The sequence below is a fragment of the Caldisericota bacterium genome (assembly GCA_034717215.1).
Lineage (GTDB): Bacteria > Caldisericota > Caldisericia > Caldisericales > Caldisericaceae > UBA646.
Genome location: JAYELD010000129.1, coordinates 1 through 6,433 on the forward strand (window position 1 = coordinate 1; position 6,433 = coordinate 6,433).

At 35.8% G+C, this 6,433-nt stretch carries 6 protein-coding genes; all 6 read right to left on the reverse strand.

What is annotated here, in order from left to right; genetic code table 11:
- Positions 1 to 1,203 (reverse strand): 30S ribosomal protein S12 methylthiotransferase RimO (gene rimO, locus U9Q18_05370; GenBank protein MEA3313787.1); only part of this gene is annotated, 1,203 nt, incomplete at its 3' end.
- Positions 1,193 to 1,909 (reverse strand): DUF4115 domain-containing protein, encoded by a 717-nt coding sequence (locus U9Q18_05375; protein MEA3313788.1) that lies wholly within the window; start codon positions 1,907 to 1,909, stop codon positions 1,193 to 1,195. The genes U9Q18_05375 and rimO, both read right to left, overlap by 11 nt.
- Before the next feature lie 62 nt (positions 1,910 to 1,971).
- Positions 1,972 to 4,293 carry an endopeptidase La gene (gene lon, locus U9Q18_05380; GenBank protein MEA3313789.1) on the reverse strand — a complete coding sequence of 774 codons (2,322 nt, stop codon included), beginning with the start codon at positions 4,291 to 4,293 and terminating at the stop codon, positions 1,972 to 1,974.
- Positions 4,294 to 4,301: 8 nt separating this feature from the next.
- On the reverse strand, positions 4,302 to 5,531 hold the full coding sequence (gene clpX / locus U9Q18_05385) for an ATP-dependent Clp protease ATP-binding subunit ClpX (protein MEA3313790.1): 1,230 nt from the start codon (positions 5,529 to 5,531) through the stop codon (positions 4,302 to 4,304).
- Positions 5,528 to 6,136 (reverse strand): ATP-dependent Clp endopeptidase proteolytic subunit ClpP, encoded by a 609-nt coding sequence (gene clpP, locus U9Q18_05390; GenBank protein MEA3313791.1) that lies wholly within the window; start codon positions 6,134 to 6,136, stop codon positions 5,528 to 5,530. The genes clpX and clpP overlap by 4 nt, the downstream gene beginning before the upstream one ends.
- Before the next feature lies 1 nt (position 6,137).
- On the reverse strand, positions 6,138 to 6,433 hold a 296-nt coding region (locus U9Q18_05395), incomplete at its 5' end, for a hypothetical protein (protein MEA3313792.1).

Here is a 6,433-nt window from a genome sequence, read left to right on the forward strand (position 1 = left end):
ATCATATTTAGTCCTTCCAACAAACACTCCTTCTTTTTCATCATAATAATCTATAATAACAGGAATAGTCTGGCCTATAAATGTTTTGTTCCTGCTTAATGATATCTTCTCCTGAATAGACTTGATAGTGTTTTCCCTTTTTTCTTTAACAGCTTTCTCGACCTGATTTTCCATGGTATAGCTTTTAGTTCCTTTTTCTCTGAAATATTTAAACACACCAAGGTGATCAAATTTCATTTTCTCCACAAACTCCCTGAGCTCTTCAAACTCTTTTTCACCTTCTCCTGGAAAACCCACAATTAAAGTAGTTCTCACCGCTATATCATTCCTCTTAAAAAGTCCTACTGTTTTTTCGATGTCTTTCCTACGTCCTATCCGATTCATATTTCTTAATATCGTATCGTTAATATGCTGAATGGGCATATCTATATATGGAACAACTTTTTTGCTATTTCTGATATAAGTCACAAGGTCTTCTGTTACTTCGCCAGGGTATGTATAAAGCACACGTATCCATTCTATCCCCTTTATCTTCTCCAGATCCTCAAGAAGCGGGATAAGCATTGACTTTCCATAAATATCTGCTCCATAATTTGTTGAATCCTGCGCAGTAATAATAATTTCTTTTACGCCATTATTAGCCAATCCTTCTGCCTCTTGAATAATAAACTCCCTTTCAAAACTATGAAGATTTCCTTTAATATTCGGTATAAGGCAAAAAGCACATCTATGACTGCAACCGTCAGCTATCTTTAGGTATGCATAATGGGAAAGCGTCACAAGAAATCTCGACGGAAGAACGAGCTCGAAATCTCTTGAAAGAAATTGGCCTTTCCTGTCTGATCTTAAAGCATCGACAATATGATTAATATCATTTGTTCCGGTAATTACATCTATTTCAGGAAATTTATCCATAAGACTACTTCCATCAAGTGAAGGATAACAACCTGAGACTATGAGCTTTTTTATAATGCCAGCTTTCTTTTTTTCAATAAATTCTTTAATTACCCCCTCTGCTTCACTACGTGCAGATTGAAGAAAAGCACAAGTATTAATAATAATTGAATGTGCCTCTTCCAAGTTTGGCGTTATATGAATATTGTTTTCTAACAGTTTACCCAGGATTCTTTCCCTATCCACAATATTTTTAGGGCATCCAAGACTTACAAGACCAACTGGCTCAAAAATTCTATTACGGTCTATATATAACCTCCACTACATCTTTATTTTCACTTACTTGTCCTATATTCTGTCCATTCTTTGTCACATAAACATGTCTTGCATTGCCAAAAAGAATTTTTATGGACTCTTCCCCTTTGAATTCTCTACTTTCTCCTCCATTTATAAACAGTTGCATATATTCCCCATCTATTGTCACGCCTACCCAGCACTTCGCATCTGCATGAACAATTATATTTATGCCTCTAGCAACTTCTTCTACTGTTTCGTCAGGTATAATTGGCGTAATTTCGTCAGGTATAATTGGCGTAATTTCGTCAGGCTTTATCTCTTCCGCAGGAGCAACCACTGAAGAATTATCTGGCTCTTGCAAAGGCACTTTCTTCATAGAAAAAAATAACGCAACAATCACGACCGACACAATAACAAGTGCAACTATTATTATACCTTTATAATTTCTTCTTGATAATATCGGCACAAATTGTTCCTTTGGCTCTTCCTCATCACTAAAAAGCTCTTTATATGCAGTAGAAAGAGGAACAGGGTTCAACCATAGGAACGTTGCATATTTACGTATATACGCATGAATAAACCCGTCATATTTGTCAAATTCATTATTCTCTATTTTCTCAAGATAGTACTCACGTATCAGAGTTTGCTCTGAAACTTCGCGAATGGATAAATCTTTCTTCTCCCTTGCTTCACGCAAAACTTTACCTATATCAACCATTTCGCTTACCACCTTGCGTTAATCGCTTATCCTACTCCATATATTGTTGGACAAATTTTCATTTATTCAAACACTTCACCAACAACTTCCCTCACATCATCAACAAATTTAAATACAAGTTTTTCTTTTACCTGTTTGGGAATTTTCTTTAAATCATTTTCGTTCTGTTTTGGTAAAATAATTGTTTTGATCCCAGCTCTATATGCTCCCAATACCTTTTCTTTCACCCCACCAACAGGCAACACTCTGCCTCTTAGTGTAATCTCTCCTGTCATTGCTAGATTCCTGTTAATGGGCTTTTCTCTAGCTATTGAAATAAGAGCAGTAAAAATAGCAATTCCAGCAGAAGGACCCTCTTTCGGTACTGCTCCTTCAGGTACATGTATATGGACATCATATTTATCACAAAAATCTTTCGGAGCGCCTAATTCTTTTGCATGAGCTCTTACATAACTTAACGCTGCATGGGCACTCTCTTTCATCACATCACCTAACTGTCCTGTAAGAATTAAATTTCCTTTCCCTGGCATTTTTATTGCCTCTATAAATACAATATCTCCTCCCGCTCGAGTTACCACCATCCCGCAAGCAACACCTATCTGGCTTTTCTTTTCTTTAATCCCTACAGCAAAAATTGGCACTCCCAAATATTCATTCAGATTTTTGTCAGTAATCTTAACTTTTTTAAAATGCTTCTCTACTTTATTTTTTGCAACTTTCCTCATAATCTTCATTATGGAACGCTCTAAGTTTCTCAACCCGGCTTCTCTTGTATATTCTCCTATAATGCGAAGTACAGCTTTTTTCGAAATTTTTATATCCTCTTTTGAAAGTCCGTGAAATTTCAATTGTTTTGGAATAATAAATTCTGTTGCAATACATAGTTTCTCTTCATCAATATATCCCGGGAGTGACATTATTTCCATTCTATCAAACAGTGCAGGGGGTATTGTATCTATAATATTGGCAGTAGTAATAAAAAGAACTTCCGAAAGGTCAAATGGCAATTCTATATAATGGTCAGAGAAAGAATTATTCTGTTCTGGATCCAGTCCTTCAAGAAGAGCTGCAGTAGGATCTCCCCGAAAATCTGCACCTACCTTGTCTATTTCATCAAGTAAAAATACAGGATTTTTAACACCTGACTGTTTTACTCCTTGAATAATGCGCCCGGGCATTGCTCCTACATATGTTCTTCTATGGCCTCTTATTTCAGCTTCATCCCTTATTCCACCAAGAGACATGCGGACAAATTTTCTCCCCAATGCTTCTGCTATGGATTTTCCGAGGGAGGTTTTACCGACTCCTGGAGGCCCAACAAAACAAATAATAGGACCTTTCATACTCTTCGTAAGTTGTCTAACTGCAAGAAATTCGAGTACTCTTTCTTTAACGTCTTCCAAACCATAGTGATTTTTATTTAGTATTTTACTCGCTTCATTTATATTTGTTTTATCCTGTGTCCGTTTATTCCACGGAAGTTCCAACAGCCAATCCAGATAATTTCTTAACACTGCGCTCTCCGGGCTCAAAACAGGAATTTTTTTAAGCCTCTCTAGCTCATCTTCAATTCTATCTTTAACATATGCAGGAAATTTTCTTCCTTTCATTTTCTTTTTATACTCGCCGATTTCCCCTGCTTCTTTGCCGAATTCTCCCAACTCTTTTTCAATTTCTTTTATTTTAGCCCTTAAGAAATACTCTTTTTGGCTTTTTTCTATTGTACTTTTTACTTCTTCGTCGATTTTTTTGCTAATTTCCAGAATCGTAACTTCCCTCTCGAGAATTTGCGCAAGCGCTTTAAGTCTTTCATCAGGATTGCTCATTGATAAAATTTGCTGCTTCTCTTTTACGCCAATGTTAAGATTTGCTGCAACAACATCAGAAAATCTTCCCACATCATCTATGTTGGAAAGACCTATCAGTATATCCTGGGACATTTTTTTATTGAAACCAATGTATGCAGTAAACTTATCCGCAATTAAACGCATCAAAGCATCTTGATGAATCGCTTTTTCAATTTCTTCATCGGGAATAGTATCTACACGAACTTCCAATAATTCGTTAGACTTAACAAATTTAATTATCTTCACACGCTGAAGGCCTTCAATCAAAACTCTATACGAGCCGTCAGGTAACTTTAGAAGCTGTAATACCTCTGCTTTAACGCCAATATTATAAATATCATCTTCATCTGGATCCTCTACCAGCCCGTTTTTTTGTGAGGCAACAATAATCATTTTATCTTTGCCGAATGCTTGATCAATTGCAGTAATTGATTTTGTTCTGCCAATAAATAAAGGCACCACCATATAAGGAAAGATTACAACATTTCTTAATGGAATAAACGGTAATTTATTGCTCTGTTTTAAACCTGTCTTCATCGTGCCTCCTAAGCAGTTTTACGCAAGTGTACCCTGCTATTCTTTTCGTCAAATAGCATTGCTTCCTCTCTATTTGCTAAAAATTCTTTTGTAATAACACATCTTTTTATATTTTTCATTCCCGGTATCAGATACATCAATCCAACCATATACTGTTCCAATACAGATTTTAATCCTCTTGCTCCAATATTCAATTCAAGAGATTCATCTGCAATACAACCAAGCGCTCCGTTTTCAAACTCAAGTTCTACGCCATCCATAGCAAAAAATCTCTTATACTGACTTATTAACGAATTTTTAGGCTCATATAGTATCCTGACAAGTTCATCTCTTGTTAATTCTTTAAGCTGCGCAATAACTGGAAACCTCCCTATAAATTCAGGAATCATGCCAAATTTTAGTAAATCATGAGGTATTGGCTTTAATTTTTTGATATTTTTTTCGTCCTTTGCAGCAAAACCAATTTTTCTCTTCTTCACTCGTTCCTTTATAATTGAATCCAGACCATCAAACGTTCCGCCACCTATAAATAATATATTTTTTGTATTTACATGTATAAATTCTTGATAGGGATGCTTTCTTCCACCAGCAGGAGGAACATTTGCGACCACTCCTTCAACAAGCTTAAGTAACGCCTGTTGAACACCCTCTCCGGATACATCTCGTGTGATAGAAGGATTATCGCTTTTTCTTGCTATCTTATCTATCTCGTCAATGTATATAATGCCTTGTTCCGCAAGCTGCACTTTATAATCAGTAGCTTGTAAAAGTTTCTGCACAATGCTCTCAACATCCTCTCCAACATACCCTGCCTCAGTAAGAGATGTAGCATCCGAGATAGAAAGAGGTACGCCTATAATTTGAGAAAGTATCTTGGCAAATAAAGTCTTTCCAGATCCAGTAGGCCCTATCAACAAAATGTTGCTCTTTTCTACATCAAAATTTTCCTCATTTGCAATAATTCTCTTGTAATGATTATAAGCTGCTACGGAAATAACTTTTTTTGCCTCATTCTGTCCTATGATGTACTGATCTAAATAAGAATAAATCTCTGATGGTGTAGGTATATCCTTTAAAAACAGTTTATTTTTCTTTTTTTTAGTATCCTCTACAAGTTTATATGCTCGTTTCAAACATTCATCACAAATATACACACCATCTGGCCCCGCAATAAGTCTCTCAACTTCATCGTATTTCTTACCACAAAACGAGCACTTTGGTTCTTCTACTTTGTTCATTCTTTGCTCACTCCTGTAATATCTTTTGATTTTACGATAATTTGATCAATAATCCCATATTTCTTAGCTTCTTCAGGAGACATATAAAAATCCCTTTCCGTGTCTTCCTGCACTTTTTTAACAGGCTGTCCAGTATGAGCTGCAAGTATCTCAATACCAATTCGTTTTATTCTAATTATTTCCCTTGCCTGAATTTCCAAATCTGTTGCCTGCCCTTGTGCCCCTCCCCAGGGCTGATGAATCATAATCCTCGAATGAGGTAAAGCATACCTTTTCCCTTTTTCACCCGCTGCAAGAATAATTGCACCAAGAGACGCTGCTTGACCTAAACAAATTGTTGAAACAGGCGATTTTAGATACTGCATAGTATCATAAATTGCCATCCCTGGCGTTACCTCTCCCCCGGGACTGTTTATATAAAGGTATATATCTTGAGTGGGATCTTGCGCTTCAAGAAAAAGCATTTCTGCAACGAGAAGATCCGAAATATCTTCATTAATTACTCCGGTAAGAAATATAATTCTATCCTTTAGTAGCCGGGAATAAATATCATAGCTTCTTTCGCCTCTGCCAGTATGCTCTATCACAAATGGAATCATTGGCATATTATTCATCTCCCTTCTTATTCTTATTTGTAATTATAGCATTTTCCTTTATGAATAAAATTGCTTTTTTGCGAAGAATATTATCTTCAATTGCCATCCGTATATTATCATTAAGCGATACTTTTTTATCTGCCAATCCGTTAGCTTTAAGAAGTTTATTAAACTCTTCTTCAATTTCGTTATCATCAACAGCAACATTGCTCTTTTTTATAATCTCTTTCATGATAAGTTCATTTTTAATACTTTCTACCACATTTTTTTTAATTTCTTCCCTTAAACTATCCATTGTTTTATTTT

Bases quoted from the DNA above. Each gene is read 5' to 3' on its own strand.
- U9Q18_05375 (MEA3313788.1), bottom strand. From the start codon at position 1,909: ATGGTTGATATAGGTAAAGTTTTGCGTGAAGCAAGGGAGAAGAAAGAT.
- lon (MEA3313789.1), bottom strand. From the start codon at position 4,293: ATGAAGACAGGTTTAAAACAGAGCAATAAATTACCGTTTATTCCATTA.
- clpX (MEA3313790.1), bottom strand. From the start codon at position 5,531: ATGAACAAAGTAGAAGAACCAAAGTGCTCGTTTTGTGGTAAGAAATAC.
- clpP (MEA3313791.1), bottom strand. From the start codon at position 6,136: ATGCCAATGATTCCATTTGTGATAGAGCATACTGGCAGAGGCGAAAGA.